The sequence below is a fragment of the Paenibacillus sp. FSL K6-1566 genome, assembly GCF_038050475.1.
GTDB classification, from domain to species: Bacteria; Bacillota; Bacilli; order Paenibacillales; family Paenibacillaceae; genus Paenibacillus_AQ; species Paenibacillus_AQ lactis.
This window is the reverse complement of record NZ_JBBOSR010000001.1, coordinates 1858222-1877306: the sequence shown is the minus strand read 5'-3', so window position 1 is coordinate 1877306 and position 19085 is coordinate 1858222. Positions and strand designations below refer to the sequence as shown.

15 protein-coding genes are annotated in these 19085 nt (G+C 54.4%); 2 read left to right on the top strand and 13 right to left on the bottom strand.

The window, feature by feature from the left end:
- Positions 1-1537: 1537 nt before the first annotated feature.
- The 4 genes from nrdG to NST08_RS07990 form a co-directional block, all read right to left on the bottom strand.
- Positions 1538-2038 (bottom strand): anaerobic ribonucleoside-triphosphate reductase activating protein, encoded by a 501-nt coding sequence (gene nrdG / locus NST08_RS08005; RefSeq protein WP_007133193.1) that lies wholly within the window; start codon positions 2036-2038, stop codon positions 1538-1540.
- Complete coding sequence (locus tag NST08_RS08000; RefSeq protein ID WP_341341668.1) at positions 2035-4260, bottom strand: anaerobic ribonucleoside triphosphate reductase; 2226 nt, start codon at positions 4258-4260, stop codon at positions 2035-2037. The genes nrdG and NST08_RS08000 overlap by 4 nt, the downstream gene beginning before the upstream one ends.
- 359 nt (positions 4261-4619) lie before the next feature.
- Positions 4620-5156, bottom strand: a complete 537-nt coding sequence (locus NST08_RS07995; RefSeq protein WP_007133190.1) for a PCYCGC motif-containing (lipo)protein — start codon at positions 5154-5156, stop codon at positions 4620-4622.
- Positions 5157-5296: 140 nt separating this feature from the next.
- On the bottom strand, positions 5297-6604 hold the full coding sequence (locus NST08_RS07990; RefSeq protein ID WP_341341667.1) for a replication-associated recombination protein A: 1308 nt from the start codon (positions 6602-6604) through the stop codon (positions 5297-5299).
- A gap of 464 nt (positions 6605-7068) precedes the next feature.
- Between NST08_RS07990 and NST08_RS07985 the strand changes: the two genes are divergently transcribed.
- Both NST08_RS07985 and NST08_RS07980 read left to right on the top strand, forming a co-directional pair.
- Positions 7069-7383, top strand: a complete 315-nt coding sequence (locus tag NST08_RS07985; protein WP_007133188.1) for a hypothetical protein — start codon at positions 7069-7071, stop codon at positions 7381-7383.
- Positions 7370-7495, top strand: coding sequence for a hypothetical protein (locus NST08_RS07980; protein WP_007133187.1), 126 nt, complete (start codon positions 7370-7372; stop codon positions 7493-7495). Before NST08_RS07985 ends, NST08_RS07980 begins: the two co-directional genes overlap by 14 nt.
- Positions 7496-7718: 223 nt before the next feature.
- Here NST08_RS07980 and NST08_RS07975 read toward each other — a convergent pair whose 3' ends face one another.
- The 9 genes from NST08_RS07975 to NST08_RS07935 all read right to left on the bottom strand — a co-directional run bounded on the left by NST08_RS07975 (position 7719) and on the right by NST08_RS07935 (position 18925).
- A complete protein-coding gene (locus NST08_RS07975) occupies positions 7719-9890 on the bottom strand; it encodes a HelD family protein (protein WP_341341666.1) in 2172 nt (723 codons plus the stop codon).
- A gap of 230 nt (positions 9891-10120) precedes the next feature.
- Entirely contained in the window at positions 10121-10876 is a 756-nt protein-coding gene (locus NST08_RS07970; protein WP_007133185.1) for a tRNA threonylcarbamoyladenosine dehydratase, read from the bottom strand.
- 31 nt (positions 10877-10907) lie between these two features.
- On the bottom strand, positions 10908-12683 hold the full coding sequence (gene aspS, locus NST08_RS07965) for an aspartate--tRNA ligase (protein ID WP_007133184.1): 1776 nt from the start codon (positions 12681-12683) through the stop codon (positions 10908-10910).
- 47 nt (positions 12684-12730) lie between these two features.
- Positions 12731-13984 carry a histidine--tRNA ligase gene (hisS, locus tag NST08_RS07960; protein ID WP_341341665.1) on the bottom strand — a complete coding sequence of 418 codons (1254 nt, stop codon included), beginning with the start codon at positions 13982-13984 and terminating at the stop codon, positions 12731-12733.
- A 692-nt stretch (positions 13985-14676) separates the two neighbouring features.
- Complete coding sequence (locus NST08_RS07955; protein ID WP_007133182.1) at positions 14677-15123, bottom strand: hypothetical protein; 447 nt, start codon at positions 15121-15123, stop codon at positions 14677-14679.
- A 78-nt stretch (positions 15124-15201) separates the two neighbouring features.
- Positions 15202-15708: a type 1 glutamine amidotransferase domain-containing protein gene (locus tag NST08_RS07950; RefSeq protein ID WP_007133181.1), complete on the bottom strand. Its 507-nt coding sequence runs from the start codon at positions 15706-15708 to the stop codon at positions 15202-15204.
- Positions 15709-15907: 199 nt separating this feature from the next.
- Positions 15908-16075 carry a hypothetical protein gene (locus tag NST08_RS07945; protein ID WP_007133179.1) on the bottom strand — a complete coding sequence of 56 codons (168 nt, stop codon included), beginning with the start codon at positions 16073-16075 and terminating at the stop codon, positions 15908-15910.
- A 106-nt stretch (positions 16076-16181) separates the two neighbouring features.
- On the bottom strand, positions 16182-16628 hold the full coding sequence (gene dtd / locus NST08_RS07940; protein ID WP_007133178.1) for a D-aminoacyl-tRNA deacylase: 447 nt from the start codon (positions 16626-16628) through the stop codon (positions 16182-16184).
- A gap of 116 nt (positions 16629-16744) precedes the next feature.
- On the bottom strand, positions 16745-18925 hold the full coding sequence (locus NST08_RS07935; protein ID WP_007133177.1) for a RelA/SpoT family protein: 2181 nt from the start codon (positions 18923-18925) through the stop codon (positions 16745-16747).
- Positions 18926-19085: the final 160 nt, after the last annotated feature.

The following is a 19085-nucleotide window of genomic DNA, read 5'->3' as shown; positions in this document are numbered from 1 at the left end:
TGTCTCTAAGGTGAGTAGGAAGATTCTATGGTAGGCAGGCATTTTTCTATGTGGGCAGGATGATTCTATGGCATGTTCTTTAGTAAGTAATTCTTTGGGCGGCAGCCACGTTTCTTTAGTCGGCAGCTAAATTTCTAAGGGCCTGCGACCATATTTCTATGTGCGGTAGCCATATCAAACATCCCCGGACCCGAACCGTGCACAAGAGAAATGTGCTTACGGGAAGCATGTGCTTACAGAGAGTATGTGCTTTAGAGAGAGTATGTGCTTTATAAAGAGTATGTACTTAGAGGAACCATGTTCGTACGGGAAGCAGTGCATCGAGGGGAGAATGTGCGTACGTTGAAACCTAGCAGGTGAAGGGGATCCGCCGATGGACGTCCGTAAACCCCAAAGGCAATGACGTTGGACATACCACCCCAACCGACTTGGGGGGCGCCGGGGTAAGCAAGTCCCTAAAAGGGTCTTGTGACGACGGTTCGGGCCCCTCAGGAGCGAACAAGTCCCTAAAAAGGGTCTTGTGACGACGGTTCGGGCCCCTCAGGAGCGAACAAGTCCCCGAAAGGGTCTTGTGACGACGGTTCGGGCCCCTTGGGAGCAAACAAGTCCCTAAAAGGGTCTTATGACGACGGTTTGAGCCCCCTGGGAGCGAACAAGTCCCTAAAAGGGTCTTGTGACGACGGTTTGAGCCACTTGGGAGCGAACAAGTCCCTAAAAGGGTCTTGTTCCGCTGGTTCGGGCCCCTTGGGAGCGAACAAGTCCCTAAAAGGGTCTTGTTCCGCTGGTTCGGGCCCCTTGGGAGCGAACAAGTCCCTAAAAGGGTCTTGTGACGACGGTTCGGGCCCCTTGGGAGCGAGCAAGTCCCTAAAAGGGTCTTGTGACGATGGTTTGAGCCCCTTGGGAGCAAACAAGTCCCTAAAAGGGTCTTGTGACGACGGTTCGGGCCCCTTGGGAGCGAACAAGTCCCTAAAAGGGTCTTGTGACGACGGTTCGAGCCCCTTGGAAGCGAACAAGTCCCCAAAAGGGTTTTGTGACGCCGGTTTGAGCCCCTTGGGAGTGAACAAGTCCCTAAGAGGGTCTTGTTCGACGGCCTACAGCAGCGTATCCAAGCTGCAATGAAACCCAAAGGGCATGCTCCAACACCCACGAACAAAGACTTCAACGGAGCAGGCGGAATCATGCCGGAAAAGCGTCAGCGCTCTCCTTTGTCCGCTAATTTTTACGACATTGGAGACAATTCCAAGAAAATTAGTGGACAACAGAGATTGGAGGCATGATCCGCATGCGGAGTGATGATTGCGCACCGGGACTTTGTGAGGCCATTTCATGCCTCATTTGGAGGCATGATCCGCATGCGGAGTGATGATTGCGCACCGGGACTTTGTGAGGCCGATTCATGCCTCATTTGGAGGCATAATCCGCACGCGGAGTGATCCCACACAACCGGACTTGTGAAGATACTCATCCCCATTGTTGCATGATCCACATGCGGAGTGATTGCGCACCGGGACTTGTAAAGCCACTTCAATGAACATGCTCACAACGCATACTCCGTGATTACCCCTCTGCACACGGTCTCCGCCACATCGATGAGCCGCTGGTTAGAGCTGCCGCGAAAAGGCAGCGACACATCCTTCAGCTCAAGCACGAACCGTCCGTCGATAATGACATCGCACAGCAGCGCCAGCTCGCGCCGCTTCGGGTGCCGCATGAGTGCCTCGAATGTAAAGCCTGTATAAGCCCATACGGTTTTGTCCTGACAGTGTGAACGGAAACTCTCGACAAAGGCAGTGCACTCCTCCGGCGAAAAGAACGGGTCGCCTCCGCATAAAGTCAATCCATCGATCAGAGGATTGGAGGCGATATCCCGAAGGATCCGCGCGGACACTTCCTCCGTGAAAGGAACCCCTGCCTCAAAATCCCAAGACGCCGGATTGAAGCAGCCCGGACAGGCATGCCGGCAGCCGCTGATGAAGAGCACTGCCCGGAGTCCCTCGCCTTCGCTAATGCTTTCCGGAACATAGCCGATCAGGTTCACAGATGCTTCACCCGGTCTCTCACTTCCGCCTGCTTCGCGGAGTTGAAACGCTCGGTATAGCTGCCGGTTAAATATCCCGTCACCCTCCGCAGCCGCTGGAAGCGCGCCTCCCCTTCGGAGATCCCGCACTGCGGGCAAATGCTGCCGATTACCCCCTCATGCCCGCAGCTTAGACAGCGGTCGATCGGATGGTTCACGGAGAAATAGCCGATATCGGCCTCCAAGGCAAAGCGGACGATGTCTTGGAAGGCCTTCGTGTTCAGCCTTGCGCTGCCGTCCAGCTCCACGTACGAGATCGCTCCGGCGTTGCACAGCCCATGAAACGGAGCCTCCAAGCGAATTTTTCGATAAGCGGGCATGCTGTAATAGACGGGAATGTGAAAAGAATTCGTGTAATACTCCCGGTCGGTAACACCCTCAATTACGCCGTACTGCTTACGGTCCAGCCTTGTAAATTTCCCGGACAAGCCTTCAGCCGGCGTGGCAAACAAGGTGATGTTCAGGTTATGGGTTTCGCTGGCTTCATCGCATCGCCGCCGCATATGGCGGACAATCTCGAGGCCGAGCTGAAAGGCCGCCTCATCCTCGCCGTGATGGCATCCGGTCAGCGCCTTCAGGCATTCGGCCAGCCCGATGAAGCCCACCGCCAAGGTGCCGTGCTTGATGAGTTCCCTTACGCTATCCTCCGGCGCGAGCTTCTCTCCGCCTTCCCATACGCCCTCCCTCATCATGAAATCGGACGCCTTCGCCGGCTGTTCGGCTTGGATCCCGAAGCGGTGAACCAGACCGGCTACAGCGATCCTTATGCAATCATCGAGCCTGGACAAAAAGCCCTCAAGATCCGGCTTCCCCCGCTGCTGCAGGACGATGCCATGCTCGATCCCCAACTTGACCAAATTGACGGTGTTGAAGGACAGATTGCCTTTGCCGCTCAATCGGTTTCGCCCGAAGCGGTCGGAGATCGTCCGGGTTCGGCATCCCATCGTGGCAATGATGGTATCCGGGTCGTCCGGCTTGTAATACGGCAGGTTGAATGAAGCGTCCACATTGACGAAATTCGGGTACAGCCTGCGGCTGGAGCATTCGACCGCCTTCAGGAACAGGTCGTAGTTGGGCTCGCCCTCCGCCTGGTTCACTCCCCGCTTACACTGGAAAATATGCTGCGGAAAAATCGGCGTCTCCCCCCGCCCGAGTCCGTTCATCGTGGCATCCAGGAGCGCATGGGATACCATGCGGCCTTCCGTCGATGTGCACATGCCGTAATTGAGCGACGTGAACGGGATTTGCCCCCCGGCCCGGCTGCTCATCGTGTTCAAATTGTGGATTAGCGATTCGGCGGCCTGCCTCACCTCATTCAGCGTTTCTTCATAGGCATACCGGTAAATTCGCGGAGCGTTCTCCTTCAGTTGCTGGTTGTCGATGTACAGCTCATCGTCATTCCAATCGGCCGTCCCTGGTGAAGATTCGGCATCTCCGAGATAAGCCGCACCCTTGCGGAAATGCCGCCGGAACGTTTGGCCAACGTACGGTGCGAGGTCCCAATCGATTTTGTTCGCGGAGACGCCGCCGTACTGGCTGTTCTGCTGGGATTGGAAAATGATCGCCACGAGCGCCATCGCCGTCATGATGCTTTTCGGCGGCCGTACCGAACCGTTACCCGTATTAAAGCCTCCGGCGAGCAGACGGTCAAAGGGGATGAAGATGCAGTTGGTCGTGCCGAGCGCGTACTGATCCAGGTCATGGACGTAAATGGATCCTTCCCGTACGGCATTCGCAAGCTCTGGGGGAAGCACAAAGCGGCTTGCCATCCACTTGCTGTATTCCGAGCCAATCCTGCTCATTTTTCCACTGAACGATTCACCGTTCAAATTCGCATTCTCCCTCAGCAGATCGGGATTGGCCGACAAGAGCACGTCGCTGCTGATTTTGTACAGCTCGCCCCGCCTAATCCGCTCCAAGTCCCGGGACTCCCGGTACTTCCGGTAAGCCGCAGCCACTTCCCGAAATCCCTCCTGCTGCAAATGCCGAATGACCAGATCCTGAATCTCCTCGACCGTAATCCGTTCCTTCCCCCGCAGCGCTTCGGCTACGAATCCTGCGATCCGAACGGAGGCCTCCTTCCGCGCGTTGCCTTCAACGGCTGCAAAAGCTTTGTCCACCGCATTCACGATCCTGCCTGCCTCAAAGGGCGCCCCGCTTCCATCACGCTTGATCACCTTCATGTGACGTCTCAGCTCCTTATCCATCTATCACTTTGAATACTATATATGGTGTACGAATAATAATTTATAATCTACATATAGTATTAAGCTGTGACTTCGATCACGGTACGTTGAAAAATCGGTTAACAATGCAGGGTATCCTTCTTTCGAGAAGGACCGTTCCATCAATCCATTAAGGGATCTGTCAAGCTGAACGGGACCCGTAATCATGCAAAAAAAAAAAAGCGCCTCTTCCGATCCTGTATGATCGTGAATAAGCGCTTCAAGGGTTATAGTCGTCAATCAGCCCAGCATCTCCTTATACAAACCATTAGATCACACACAGATCTCAGTTTGCACGGTGCACACCAGACAGCCAATCAGCTCTCCGCTGGCGGCATCGGCGTAGGGGTCGGTTTTGCATAGCCGGTACCATATTTATCGTCGATCGTCTGGCGAATATGCGTTAAGCTCTTGCCCTCACTGCTCATTTTTGCCGATTCCACCGCAATGTCAAGGCATACACCGCAACGGGTGCCGTGATCATCCCATACGACGCTCCCGTCTTCGCGAATTTCATCAATGAAGCAGTTTAGATTGCTTTGATGCCCGGCACTTTCCCCGCACCCGCAATAGCAGGGTATATGCTTCAGCACGTCGCTCACCTGAGCGGACAATGCATAAATGGTCTGAATTTCGCTCGTCTGGCCCTTCAAAAATTCAGGCAGCACATCGGCCGAAGCTGTCATTTCCTGAAGGTCTCCGTTGGCCAACTGCGTCTGGTGTCCATGGGCATGCGCAGACTCCGCAGCCTGTCCGTCAGGCGCCTGCTCCTGGCCGCTCTTGGCTGAACAACCGCCCAGCACAACACCAATCGATAACAGTAATATGACAAAGCTTCTTTTCCCTATTCTCATCTTCATCCTCCCTTAAATCATTAGTGCCCGCCCAGGACGAGCTGCTCATACCTGCATCCCTGCATCCCTGCATCCCTGCATCCCTGCATCCCTGGATTCCTGCTTCCCTGCATTCCTGCTTCCCTGCATCCCGAAAACGCCTATTGTTCACGTCTCAGCCGCTGATTGTGGGCAATCTTCGCCTCGTTCCCCTGTTCCGTCGCCTGATAAAACACCCGATCGGATAGCTCCTTCGGCAAATACTCTTGCTTCACGTAATGCCCTGGATAATCATGCGGGTATTTATATCCGACATGTCCAAGCTTGATTGCCCCTTGATAATGGGCATCCCGCAAGTGCAGTGGAACCTCCGCCGACTTCACCTCGTCCATAGCTGCCATGGCGCGGGAAATGGCCTCGACGACCGCATTGGACTTCGGACTCTCTACCGCGAACACAATCGCTTGGACAACGTTCAGCTTCGCTTCGGGCCAGCCGTTGTTCCTGTAAGCCTCCAAGGCGCTGACAGCCTGAACCATCGCCTGCGGGTTGGCAAGGCCGATATCCTCGCTGCTTGCGGCGATAAGACGCCGGATGAACACCATCGGGTCCATCCCCAGCTTTTCGACGGCGTACAGGAACCAGAACACCGCCGCATCGCTCGAGCCCCGAATGCTCTTATGGAAGGCGGAGAGCACGTCGTACTGCGTGGATTCATCCGCCTTCACGAGCGGCTTGCGGATCGATTCCTCGGCCACATCTAGCGTAATATGAACGGTGCCGTTTTCATCCGGGGGCGTGGTCATGGCCGCCAATTCAAGGGCGTTCAAGGCCCGGCGAATGTCGCCGTTAGCCATCGTTGCAATATGCTCAAGCGCCTCGTCATCCGCGATCAAATCCATATAGCCAAGTCCCTTGTCGGAATCGGTCAGCGCGCGCCGCATCGCAATCAGCGAATGCTCCTTGGTTAAAGGCTGCAATTGAAACAACGTGGACCGGCTCATCAAGGCCCCGTTCACGTAATGAAACGGATTTTCCGTTGTCGCTCCGATGAAGATGATGGTTCCGTTCTCAACCGCCGGCAGCAGCGCATCCTGTCTGGAACTATTGAATCGGTGCACCTCGTCCAGGAACAGAATCGTCTTCGTTCCGTACAAGCTGCGGTTGCTCTGAGCCTGTTCAATGACTTCCCGCACATCCTTAACCGAGGCCTCAACCGCATTAAGCCGGACAAAATGGCCCTTGGTCTGCTGTGAAATAATATGGGCGAGCGTCGTTTTGCCGCATCCGGGAGGACCGTACAGCAAAATAGATGATACCTGGTCCGCTTCGATGGCTCGCCGGAGCAGCTTCCCCGGCCCGATGATATGCTCTTGTCCTATATATTCATCCAGCGAAACCGGCCGCATTCGGTCGGCCAGCAGCCTGGAATCCCGGTCAGCTTCGCGTCCGTAACTGAATAAATCCATTTGCTACACTTCCTTGTCCCTAGATCAGTCGTCGGCCAGACCCTGGCCCCTTAAAATCTATCACACCTTATCATATCATATATGCAGCAGGCGTGCCCGCACTGCCGGCATGATGGACGGCGGCCGTTCGTTCCCTCACTGCCCCGAGTGATGGTCGGCGACGGTTCATTCCCTACACTGCCCCGAGTGATGGTCGGCGGCGGTTCATTCCCTACACTGCCCCGAGAGATGGGCAGCGGCGGTTCATTCCCATCCCCGAGAGATGGGCGGCGGCGGTTCATTCTCTCACTCCCAGAGAGATGGTCGGTCCGGTTCGTTCCCACACGATTCGGGGCTGACGTCGAGCATTTGCTTTTTGATTCATCCTCCCGTTTTAGATTCATTTTAGATCTATCCTAACTTTTTTCTACTTGTGAGCGTTAAATATATATAAAGCCGTTATTAAGGGGAGAGTGGAAGCGGGCATGAAGATCCGGAACGCCAAGCGGAAAATGGTTCATGCGGCCATCGGAATCGGGGCGAGTCTGCTCATAATGTGCATTCATGCCCAGCACAATCAAGTGCTCTTCGAAATCTATGAGCCTGAAGCTTTGACAGAGCATCTTCTCGCCTTTCGAATGATCTATATCATTCTTTCGCTCCAGCTTTTGTACTCCCTGTACGTGTTGATCCGCTCTGCTATTCGGATATGGGAATACAAGCAGGAAATCCGACGGGCGAGGGCCAATCCTTCCGGTAATTCGATAGGCATCGACGGAGGTTGTTATGAAAAGAAATAAAGTGCGAATTGCAATTCTCTCGGGAACGCTGCTGGCAGCTGCTGCCCTCATCGTGTGGACGCTGCTTCGGTATATCGGCCATCTCGGTGATTCGTACCGGATGCTGGGATAGAATACTTATTCCGTGCGTTTATTTGCGTGTATTGGCGTGTATTGCGCTGTATGGAATAGACAAAGGACGAATTCCCCGCCATAGGAAATAGCCCCTGAAGAAACGGTGCATGCAGCAACCGCTAACTTCAAGGGCTATCCCTAGTCTAGCATTTTTATTTCCGCTCGTAGTCAATCCCTATGCAATCGATCCATATCCGGCCATGTATCCTTGTATCACGACGTCACGGCCAGCCAATGGCTGTAATATCCGATGCCTCCGCCGTCACGTAAGAAGGACGCGCTTCCCCATGCAGCAGCCACAACTCGTGCAGTGCCCGGGTACAGCCAACATACATCAGCTTGGCATCCCAAGCTTTCTCCGCGTAATGTCCCGCATCTGCATCCGCAACGATGACCGCATCGAATTCGAGGCCCTTGGACAAATAGACCGGCAGCACCGAATATCCGCCCTGGTACGTACCTTCGCTGCCGTCGATCAGGTTCAGCTCCGGCCATGCCGAACGCAGCTCTTCGTGAAGCGCCTCCGCCTCGCGCAGCGTCCGCGTCAGAATCGCCACCGTACGATAATCCTTCGCGATCAGAGACTCCATCGCCCGCTTCAGATCCTTCGTCCTTGAGCTTCCGGAAGCGTAAGGGATCAAACGCACCGCATCCCCGCTCCGGAACACCGGAACCGCAAGCAGATCGCTGCCGACACCCTTTTCCAAAATACCGTTCGCAAATTCGATGATCTCCATCGTCGACCGATAGCTGCGCGTCAGGGCAAAATAAGCGGTCTCCTCCTCCTTGAATAAGGAGCTCATTTCCTCCCAGGCATGAACGCCGCGATAGGCATGAATGCCCTGCGACAGATCGCCGAGGATGGTGAAGGAATGCCCCCTGACGAACAGATCCAGTACGGCTACCTGAAATGGGGAGAAATCCTGCGCCTCGTCGATGACGATATGGTCGAAGCGCTGCTCGCCCGTAATATCATTGAGCAGGCAGTGGAAATATAACAGCGCCGGCAGATCCTCTTCCCGAACGATATTTTGCTTCAGATCCTTCCGCGTTGCCTTGAGCACATCGGCCGGAATTTCCGCCGACAGCTCCTCGACCCATGCTCCAGCTGCCTTCGATGCCCCAAACAGCTGTTTATACAGGGCAAGCGGCTCAAATTTCGGCCACCGGTTCGCGTACGCTTTTTCCCGCTGGGACGCTTTCTTCTTCCGTTCCTTCATGACGGCCCCGGATGGCGATTTCTTCAGCTCCATTTCGATCCAGCGATGCAGCCGGGCAAGCAGCCGTTCCTTCCGCTTGGCAAGCGGATAAGGCTTATATTCCTGCTCGAACCACTCGGCGATCGCCTCCCGCTTCAGAACGGCCCCGTCCCAAGGCGAGAAGTCCTCGTCCGGGAGCGCATTGCGCTCCATCCGTTCGACAAAGCGGCGGATCAGCCCCATAAGGCGCAACGAGCCTTTGTAACGGCCGCTGACCTCATCGTTAACATCCGGGGTCCCGCGCCCCGGCTCGCTCTCGAACCACCGATGAAGCGTCTGCGCGTGGTCTCCCGAGAACAGCTCGATTCCAAGCAGCTCGGCTGCCCAGTCGCCGAAGGTGCGCTGCTGGATATCTCCAACCCCCAGCTCCGGCAGGACGTCGGATATGTAGTCCAGAAACATCAGGTTCGGTGCAAAAATAATCATTTTTTCCGCATGGACCTGCTCCTTGTACTGATACAGCAAATAAGCAAGCCGATGAAGCGCTACCGTGGTTTTTCCGCTTCCCGCAACCCCCTGGATGATCAGCGCCGTGTTTTTCGCCGCCCGAATAATCTTGTCCTGCTCAGCCTGTATCGTCGAGACGATATCCCGCAGGCGGTTGTCCTTGTTCTCTCCTAGACGGTAGACCAGAAACTCGTCATTTACGGCCGGACCGCCGCTCTCGCGATTGTACGTATCTGATACCCGCTCCAGTATTTGCTTCCGGATGACGACATTGCGTTTGAGATATACCAGCCCTTCAATCAACCCCTCCGGCGCCTCGAAGGATGCAGGCTCCGTTCCGCCCGTAAACGAATAAAACAGGCTTGCGACAGGAGCGCGCCAATCGATCACCATCGGATGATCCCCAGCCTCTTCCTTATCGAAGCCTACCTTCCCGATATACAGCGGTTTCTTCTCTCCGGTCCCGTTCTCCTGAAAATCCAGCCTCCCGAAGTAAGGCTCAGGCAAGCTCTTGGCCAGCGCCTGCCGCTTCTCTTCCCTCCCGGCCTCGAGCACCTGCTCCGTAAAATCATGTCCGGTATACACCGGGATGCTGCGCAGCCGTTCAAGCTGCCGGTCGATCTCGACGATCACCTCGCGAAGCCTTGACTCCTCTTCTTGATAGGCACTTTGAAAAGATTGTGACACTTTCAGTTACCTCCTAAGAATTCTAATTTTTTCGCATCGAAAAGCCTGGCTTTGCGAGCCGTGACACAAAAAGGAGTTCTATTGTAACATACCTCCAGCCGTTATACCAGATCATACCGCTTACACTAGTACCCTGTTACGTGCTGCGTGATCCGGCCGACGAGTTGCGTTTGCCAAAAAAGCAGCATCCCGGCCATGGGATGCTGCTTTTGCCTGATCCATTTTTTCGGTTATACGGTGACGCCGCCCTTTTCCAGCAGCTCTCTTACGGTCACGCTCACCATGATGAGTCCGGCTACCGGCGGCACGAAAGCATTGCTTGCCGGCGGCTGCTTCGCCTTACGGATTTCCGGCGCATTCTCCGGAACGATCTTCTCCGTGACGTCTTTGCGGGGCTTCATCGGCTCTTCGAGCGAGAAGACCACCTTGACGCCTTTCTTGATGCCGTCCTTGCGCAGCTTGGTACGGACAACGCGGGCAATCGGATCCATCGAGGTTTTGGAGATGTCGGCCACCTGGAACTTGGTCGGATCCATTTTGTTGGCAGCTCCCATGCTCGAGATGATCGGAATCCCTCGTTTCAGACATTCCTTGATCAGATGCACCTTGTAAATGATCGTATCGGAGGCGTCGATGACATAATCGAGCTCATACTTGAAGAGCTCTTCATAAGTTTCCTCCGTGTAGAACATGTTCAGTGCGATCGCTTCGCATTCGGGATTGATGAGCTTCACTCGCTCGACCATCAGATCCGCCTTCTTCTGACCGATGGTCGTCGTCAGCGCGTGGATCTGACGATTGATGTTCGTAATATCAACGACATCCTTATCGATCAGAATGATGCGACCGACACCGGTACGGGCCAGAGCCTCTACCGCTATGGAGCCGACGCCCCCGATCCCGAGCACCGCGACCGTGCTGTTCTTCATGATTTCAAGGCCCTCAGGGCCAATGGCTAGTTCCGTCCGGGAAAATTGATGCAGCATGTATGCAAATCCTCCTTTATCGACAGACGGCTTACTTCTCGTCGCCCGGCTTCTTGGCCAGCTTGATATGCAGCTGCTCAAGCTGTCCGCCGTCCACTTGGGAAGGAGCGTCCATGAGCAGATCCGTTGCGCTTGCCGTCTTAGGGAACGCAATCGTCTCCCGCAGGTTGTTGCGGCCGGCCAGCAGCATCACCAGACGGTCGAAGCCAAAGGCGATCCCGCCGTGCGGAGGCGTACCGTACTCGAACGCATCCAGCAGGAAGCCGAATTTCTCATGCGCCTCTTCCGGCGAAAGGCCGAGCGCTGCGAACATTTTTTCTTGAATTTCGCGCTTGTAGATCCGCATCGAACCGCCGCCGACTTCATAGCCGTTCAGCACCAGGTCGTACGCTTGAGCGCGCACGGCAAGCGGATCGGTGTCCATCAGTTCCAGATCCTCGTCCTTCGGACGGGTGAACGGATGGTGCTCGGCAACATAACGCTTCGCCTCTTCGTCATAACTGAGCAGCGGGAAGTCAAGCACCCATGCAAACTTGTATTCATTGTCGTTGATGAGACCGAGCTGACGTCCGATTTTCAGACGGAGCGCCCCAAGCACATCAGCCACAACCTTCTTGTTGTCGGCGGAGAACAGCAGCAGGTCGCCTTCCTCGGCGCCGGTGCGCTCGCGTACCGCTTCGATCTCCTGCTCCGTAAAGAATTTCACGATCGGTCCCTTGAATTCGCCTTCCTTCACTTGAATCCAGGCCAGACCCTTTGCGCCGTAGCGAGCCGCATATGGTCCCAGGTCATCGATCTCTTTACGGGTCCAGGTACCGCAGCCCTTCGCATTCAAGCACTTCACTTCGCCGCCTTTTTCAATAACAGAGGAGAATACTTTGACACCGCTGTTTGCGACGATATCGTTCATCTCGATCAGCTCGAGCCCGAAACGAAGATCAGGCTTGTCGGAGCCGTATTTGCCCATCGCTTCGGCATAGCTGATGCGTTGGAACGGAGTCGCAAGCTCTACGCCGATCGTTTCCTTGAACAATTTGACCATGAGCTGCTCCATCATATTCAGAAGATCATCGCGCTCCATGAACGACGTTTCGATGTCGACCTGAGTGAATTCCGGCTGGCGGTCCGCCCGCAGGTCCTCGTCCCGGAAGCAGCGCGCGATCTGGTAATAGCGCTCGAGACCGCTGACCATCAGCAGCTGCTTGTAGATTTGCGGAGATTGCGGCAGAGCGAAGAATTCGCCCGCATGTACGCGGCTCGGCACGAGGTAATCCCGCGCGCCTTCCGGCGTGCTCTTGGTCAGAATCGGCGTCTCTACATCGACGAAGCCTTCGCCGTCAAGGAAGTCGCGGAATACTTTGGCCGCTTTGGAGCGGAGCATCAGCGTCTTCTGCATTTCCGGACGACGCAGGTCCAAATATCGGTATTTCAGGCGAAGCTGCTCATCAACCTCAACCCCGTCCTCGATGAAGAACGGCGGCGTCTTGGCAGCGTTCAGCACCTCGATTTCAGTCACTTGAACTTCGATTTCGCCGGTCGGCAGATTTGGATTGAACGTCTCCGGCGCGCGTTTAACGACTTTACCGGATACGGCAATAACATATTCGCTGCGCACTTTGTCTGCAACCGCCAAGGCTTCTCCGGAGAAATCCGGATTGAATACAACCTGCATAATGCCGCTGCGGTCGCGCAGGTCGATAAACAATACGCCACCCAAGTCGCGGCGGGTCTGTACCCAGCCGTTCAGCGTTACGGTTTCTCCAATGTTCGCGGTCGTCAGCAGACCGCATTGATGCGTCCTTTTCATCTTGTTATCATTCCCCTTTAGTATAATTAGCCGCTGATCGCGGGTGGTTAAACAAGTTCTTCAAACAGCTGTTCCAGCTTCACCGTGCGCTGCTCGCCGCTTTCCATGGATTTCAGCGAAATTTCCCCGCGGGCAAGCTCGTCATCACCCAATATGGCCGTATAGCGCGCGTTCAGACGATCGGCGGATTTCATTTGAGCTTTCATTTTCCGCCCGAGATAGTCCCGTTCTGCGGAAATGCCTTTGCCGCGCAGCTCGTAAATGATCTTTACGACTTCCCGCTCGGCTGCTTCGCCGAGGGCCACCAAGTACACATCCAGCGGTTTTACGCCCGAGAGGTCTATGCCCTGGTGTTCCAAAATGAGCTGTATGCGCTCGAGGCCGATCCCGAAGCCGATGCCCGGCTGATCCGGTCCGCCGATCTGGTCCACCAATCCGTTAAAGCGTCCGCCCCCGCCGACCGTATCGATAGCGCCGATCCCCTGCGCCTTGAATTCGAAAGCGGTATGCGTGTAATAATCGAGGCCGCGAACAAGACTCGGATTAATCTCATACTCGATGTTCATTGCATCCAGATAGCTCTGCACCTTACCGAAGTGAACGCTGCATTCCTCATCCAAGCTGTCCAGGATGGAAGGCGCATCCGTGAATTTGTCCTGGTCCTTCTTGCAATCCAGCACGCGAAGCGGATTGCGCTCCATACGGGATTGGCAGTCCGAACAAAGATTGTCCTTCATCGGTTCCAGGTAAGCAAGCAATCGGCTCCGGTAAGCCGCCCGTACCTCCGGCGTACCGACAGAGTTAATCTCCGCCTTCACGCCTTGAAGTCCAAGCTCCTTATAAAAGGTATAGCCAAGCGCGATAACCTCCGCATCCACAGCCGGATCCGCCGTGCCGAACACTTCGACGCCGAACTGATGGAACTGCCGGTATCTCCCGGCTTGGGGCCGCTCATAACGGAACATCGGACCGATATAATACAATTTGGTAATATCCGGCTCCCCATAGAGCTTGTTCTGCACGAAGGCCCGAACGACGCCTGCCGTTCCCTCCGGACGAAGGGTCATGCTGCGATCGCCTTTGTCCTTGAAGGTATACATTTCCTTCTCAACGATATCGGTCGTCTCTCCGACTCCGCGCTCGAATAATTCGGTCTGCTCGAAGATCGGCGTCCGGATCTCGCGGTAATTATATCTCCGGCACAAATCCCGGGCCTTCTCCTCGATCAGCTGCCATTTCTCGACCGTTCCGGGCAGAATGTCCTGCGTGCCGGTCGGCTTCTCAAATTTTTCGTTTGCCATCTTCATCCCTCCACATCCTACTGCTTTTTTCTTTTACAAACATCGCTTGAAATTAAAAAATCCCCCGCCCCGGCTGTCCAAAGACAACTGGGACGAGAGATGTTCATAAACGTATATCACCCGTGGTACCACCCACATTCCGGATCGGCCCCGCCCAGGCGTACATCATGTACTCTGTGCAAATCCTGCATCCGCTTCAACCGCGTAACGCCCGGCCGCGCAGATCGGCTACTGTTCCTGCCACCGGGGCTGCCGGTGCGAAGGTTCGCCGTCTGTTCTCGAGGAAGTCATTCGTCCATTCATCAAGAGAATCCTTACAGCCAAAGGGATTCCTCTCTGTTCTTGTGGGGATGGAGTACTTGGTCCCGTCATCAAATCCGATATGATGTTATCAGTATACCCGAAACATTATATTTTTAGATTCTAATGAACCGCCGAGCTAAAGTCAAGCAGCTTTGTAGAAATAACCCGAAAAAAGAAAAAAACCTACTGGCCGAATGCCGTAGGTCCAAAACATATATTATATAAAAAAGGGGGTCATGCTGTTATTATAAGCATCTAATATTAAAGAAAGATTGAACAAACATTACAGTTATATTACAAGCAAGAAAACGCTTTAAAAGGTTGTCGGGTCTCGTCACAATCAGCCGGTCTTGCGCTATCGCAACAGAATAAGCCTGATTGTCTCGTAATTAATCGAATCGTTCCACGTACGCATGGTTCGCCCGAAGCTTATGGACAATCGCGTCGTAATCCTCGTCTCTTACCTTAACGGACAACGCATACTTCAATTCTCCGTAATCTCTGTCCGTCACGTCCGCTTCCCGCCATCCGTCTGAACGGTCGCCGTCCGCGCGGTCCTCCGCGAGGTCCCCGGTCAGCGCCCTGTCCCCTCCGATAACGACGCCGGGTGCCCCAATGACGCCGCCGGGCGCGGCCGCCGTACCGGCTCCCATCGTCGCGCCAGCGGTGCCCGAATTGTTCCAAGGCACTAGCGGCACCAGAATATTTGCCCCGCTGCGGATCGGGTCTTGCAGCTGACCCACCTCAAGCTGCTCGGTGTGGTAGGTCAGCAGCGACGTTCTGGCACCCTCTGCTTCATCTTCGGTCCTGAAATAAGCTTGAATTTGTTTCGACATGTCCATTCCTCCTTTTTTTCAAAAGCTATCGTTTTGAAAAGACTGGTCTTGCATGGACAAACTGCCTCCACTGCCGAATCAGAGAGCCTTCAGCAGCTCGCGTACAAAGGCCGGCTCATCCTTCGGCGTGCGGGATGTAATGAAATTCCGGTCCACTACAACCTCTTCATCCTTGAACTGCGCTCCGGCATTCACCATATCATCCTGAAGCGGCGGATACGATGTGATCGTTCGACCCTTCAGTAAATCGGCGCTTGCCAGAATTTGCGGTCCGTGGCATATGGCGGCAATCGGTTTGCCCGCACGGTCTGCCGCTGTGACAAACTGCAATATATGGGAATCCAGACGTAGATTCTCCGGTGAGGAGCCGCCTGGAATAACCACCGCATCATAATCCTCTATATTTGCATCAGCAATCGCTTTATCGGTCGTATACGAGGCCTTGCCTTGTTTCCCCTTCACTTCCTGACCCTGTTTCAAGCCGATAATCTCCGCCTCATGCCCCGCTTCCTTCACGGCGTCATAAGGGGTCTTCATCTCGGAATCCTCAAACTGATCTGCTAGCAGAAATGCAACCTTGCTCATCTGGCATGTCTCCTTTCACGATTGGTCCTCGATTTGTTATTACCCTGCCGCGCTTCTTTTATAACAACGAACTTCCGCAAGAATGAAGGGGGATGCCGGCTTAGACTCGCATTGAATATAACCCGCTTCAACATAAAAAAGCCCGGAGGACATCCCCCGGACCTTCTATCCATTCATGTATTCTTATTCCATAAAGAAGCTACCATCTCGGCAGCAGCCTTCGGTATTGCCCCTTCATTCTCAACGCCAGCACAGGATCCTCCGGCGAAGCCGAAAGCCGCTCCACTCCCGTACTCTCTCTTATGCCGCTAGACGGCTCACATGCTTTCAACCCGCTGCAAAGGGAAGACTTGGGGGATTGACGCATCGGTCGCATCACTCCTTCATTCGCTTGGTTGTGCAAGCAGAACCATTCCCCCACAGGTTGCCCAAAAATTCCGGGATCATGCATGAAAGGTCAGCACCGATAAGAGCTAGGAGGCACGGCTGTCGATGATAATCGTTACGGGCCCCCAGTTCGTAAGCGACACGTCCATCATCGCTCCAAATTTTCCGGTTTCCACGGTTAACCCTTTTGCCGCCAGCTCCTGGTTGAACGCCTCGTACAGCGCCTTGGCCGCGTCCGGCTTCGCCGCAGCCATGAAGTTCGGACGTTTACCCTTGCGGGTGTCGCCGTAAAGCGTAAACTGGGAGACGGACAGCACGGCTCCGCCGACATCCTGGACGCTGAAGTTCATTTTCCCTTCCTCATCCTCGAATATCCGGAGTCCGGCCACCTTGTCGGCTATATATTTTACATCCTTCTCGTCATCTTCATGGGTCACGCCCACGAGCACCATAAGCCCCTCTCCGATCCGGCCCACAACCTCCCCTTCAACCGTAACCTCCGCATGCTTGCATCGCTGAATGACAACTCTCATAACACTTAGCTCCCTCTGTCAAAAAATAAGTTACCACAATAATAAAAGGCCTGCTCCCTGAAGGGCAGCAGACCGTGAATTGCATCAGGCAACCGGAAGCCCGCACGAAATAAGAATCACTGCATGATCCGGTGAACGGTATATACATCCTTTACCCGTTTAATGCGCTCGACGACCGAATGCAAATGATCGGTATTCCGAATCAGAATCGTCATATGAATCATCGCCATTTTGTTCTTGTCCGAGCGGCCCGTGACGGCGGATATATTCGTCTTGCTCTCCGAAACGGCCTGCAGCACTTCATTCAAGAGCCCGTTTCGATCATGCCCGGTCACCTCGATATCGACACTGTAGTTAGCCTCCACCGAGGATTCCCATTCGACCTCGATCACCCGAGCGGCATCTTCGCCTTCGCCTGTAGCCGGAAGGTTCGGACAGTCCGAGCGATGGACCGAGACGCCGCGGCCCCGTGTAACATAACCGACGATATCGTCTCCCGGAACCGGGTTGCAGCAGCGGGCAAAACGGACCAGCAGATTATCGATCCCTTTGACGCGAACGCCGTTCGTCGGACGGCTGCGCTTCTCGGCCGGTTTGATCTCCTTCATCTCGGAGGTCATCTCCAGCTGATTGGCTGCTTCCTCCTGCTCCCTGCGCATCTTCTCCGTTACCTTGGTACAGATCTGGGCGGCGGTAATGCCCCCGAAGCCGATGGCCGACAGCATATCCTCGATATCATTGAAAGCGAATTTCTTCGCCGCTTCCATCAGCTTATCATCGGTCGTCCATTCGGACACGTCAAGGCCGAGGCGCTTAAACTCCCGCTCCAGCATTTCGCGTCCCTTTTCCACGTTCTCTTCGCGCTTTTCCTTCTTGAACCACTGCTTGATCTTGCTCCGAGCATGGGAAGACTGGGCGATCTTGAGCCAATCCTGACTCGGCCCATAGGAATGCTTGGAGGTTAGGATTTCGACGATATCGCCCGTTTTCAGCTGATGGTCCAGCGGAACAATCCGTCCGTTGACCTTGGCCCCGATCGTCCGGTTGCCGACCTCGGTATGAATCCGATACGCAAAATCCAGGGGCACCGAACCGGATGGCAGCTCGATAACCTCGCCTTTCGGCGTGAATACAAATACCAAATCCGAGAAAAAGTCCATTTTTAACGATTCAACAAACTCTGATGCATCCTTCGTCTCATGCTGAAGCTCCAGGATTTCACGGAAAAATGTCAGCCGATTGTCGAAGCTTCCGCTGGAACCGGAAGAGCCTTCTTTATACGCCCAGTGGGCGGCGATACCGTATTCGGCCGTGCGATGCATCTCCCACGTCCGGATCTGAACCTCGGTAGGCTCTCCGTTAGGCCCGACGACGGTCGTATGCAAGGATTGGTACATATTCGTCTTCGGCATAGCGATATAATCTTTGAATCGACCGGGCATCGGCTTCCACAGAGTGTGGATAATGCCCAGCGTAGCATAACAATCTTTAATATTGTCGACAATAATCCGAATGGCAAGCAAATCGTAAATCTCATTAAATTGCTTGTTCTTCACCGTCATCTTCTTAAAGACGCTGTAAATATGCTTCGGTCTTCCAGACAGATCCGCCTGAATGCCCATTTCATCCAGCTTCTCGCGGATGCAGACGATAACGTTGTCGATGTACTGCTCGCGCTCCGCCCGCTTCTTATGCATCAGATTCGCGATGCGGTAATACTGCTGCGGGTTCAAGTAGCGCAGCGCAATATCCTCCATCTCCCACTTGATCGCGGAAATACCGAGACGGTGGGCGATGGGACAGAAAATCTCCAGTGTCTCATAGGAAATACGACGCTGGCTTTCCTCGGACTGGTACTTCAGAGTCCGCATATTATGAAGTCGATCCGCCAGTTTGATCACGATGACCCGGATATCCCTTGCCATGGCGATAAACATTTTGCGGTAATTTTCGTTCTGCTGCTCTTCCTTGGATCTGAACTGGATCCGCTCGAGCTTGGTAAGCCCATCCACCAGCATGGCGCAGGTATCCCCGAAGCGCTCCCGAATCTCGTCAAGGGATACGGTCGTGTCCTCAACGACATCATGCAGCAGCGCAGCGATGATCGACAGCGTATCCATCTGCATATTCACCACGATGTCGGCAACCGCGAGCGGATGAAGAATATAAGGTTCTCCCGATTTCCGCACTTGTCCGTGGTGGGCTTGTTCCGCAAATTCATACGCTTCCCGGATGCGGAGAAGATCGGGTTCTTTAATATAGGCGCTGGCCTTTTCGAGTAATCGCTCTATGCCCATTTTGGAGTCCTTCTCTTCCCTTTCTATATAAAATGGAACCCGCCCTTGTCAAAACGTGCAGGTTCCCTCTTGATGGTTTTCCTCTCATTATGACGCTTGTGGCGGTTTACGTCAACCGTATGCGGGTTTCTCCAATCACGGACAGCGTTTCGCTAACAGT

What these genes read in the sequence shown, in the direction of transcription:
- NST08_RS08000 (WP_341341668.1), bottom strand. Translation starts at nt 4,260, where the DNA reads ATGAAGGTGATCAAGCGTGATGGAAGCGGGGCGCCCTTTGAGGCAGGC.
- NST08_RS07995 (WP_007133190.1), bottom strand. Translation starts at nt 5,156, where the DNA reads ATGAGAATAGGGAAAAGAAGCTTTGTCATATTACTGTTATCGATTGGT.
- NST08_RS07990 (WP_341341667.1), bottom strand. Translation starts at nt 6,604, where the DNA reads ATGGATTTATTCAGTTACGGACGCGAAGCTGACCGGGATTCCAGGCTG.
- NST08_RS07985 (WP_007133188.1), top strand. Translation starts at nt 7,069, where the DNA reads ATGAAGATCCGGAACGCCAAGCGGAAAATGGTTCATGCGGCCATCGGA.
- NST08_RS07980 (WP_007133187.1), top strand. Translation starts at nt 7,370, where the DNA reads ATGAAAAGAAATAAAGTGCGAATTGCAATTCTCTCGGGAACGCTGCTG.
- NST08_RS07970 (WP_007133185.1), bottom strand. Translation starts at nt 10,876, where the DNA reads ATGCTGCATCAATTTTCCCGGACGGAACTAGCCATTGGCCCTGAGGGC.
- aspS (WP_007133184.1), bottom strand. Translation starts at nt 12,683, where the DNA reads ATGAAAAGGACGCATCAATGCGGTCTGCTGACGACCGCGAACATTGGA.
- hisS (WP_341341665.1), bottom strand. Translation starts at nt 13,984, where the DNA reads ATGGCAAACGAAAAATTTGAGAAGCCGACCGGCACGCAGGACATTCTG.
- NST08_RS07955 (WP_007133182.1), bottom strand. Translation starts at nt 15,123, where the DNA reads ATGTCGAAACAAATTCAAGCTTATTTCAGGACCGAAGATGAAGCAGAG.
- NST08_RS07950 (WP_007133181.1), bottom strand. Translation starts at nt 15,708, where the DNA reads ATGAGCAAGGTTGCATTTCTGCTAGCAGATCAGTTTGAGGATTCCGAG.
- NST08_RS07945 (WP_007133179.1), bottom strand. Translation starts at nt 16,075, where the DNA reads ATGCGTCAATCCCCCAAGTCTTCCCTTTGCAGCGGGTTGAAAGCATGT.
- dtd (WP_007133178.1), bottom strand. Translation starts at nt 16,628, where the DNA reads ATGAGAGTTGTCATTCAGCGATGCAAGCATGCGGAGGTTACGGTTGAA.
- NST08_RS07935 (WP_007133177.1), bottom strand. Translation starts at nt 18,925, where the DNA reads ATGGGCATAGAGCGATTACTCGAAAAGGCCAGCGCCTATATTAAAGAA.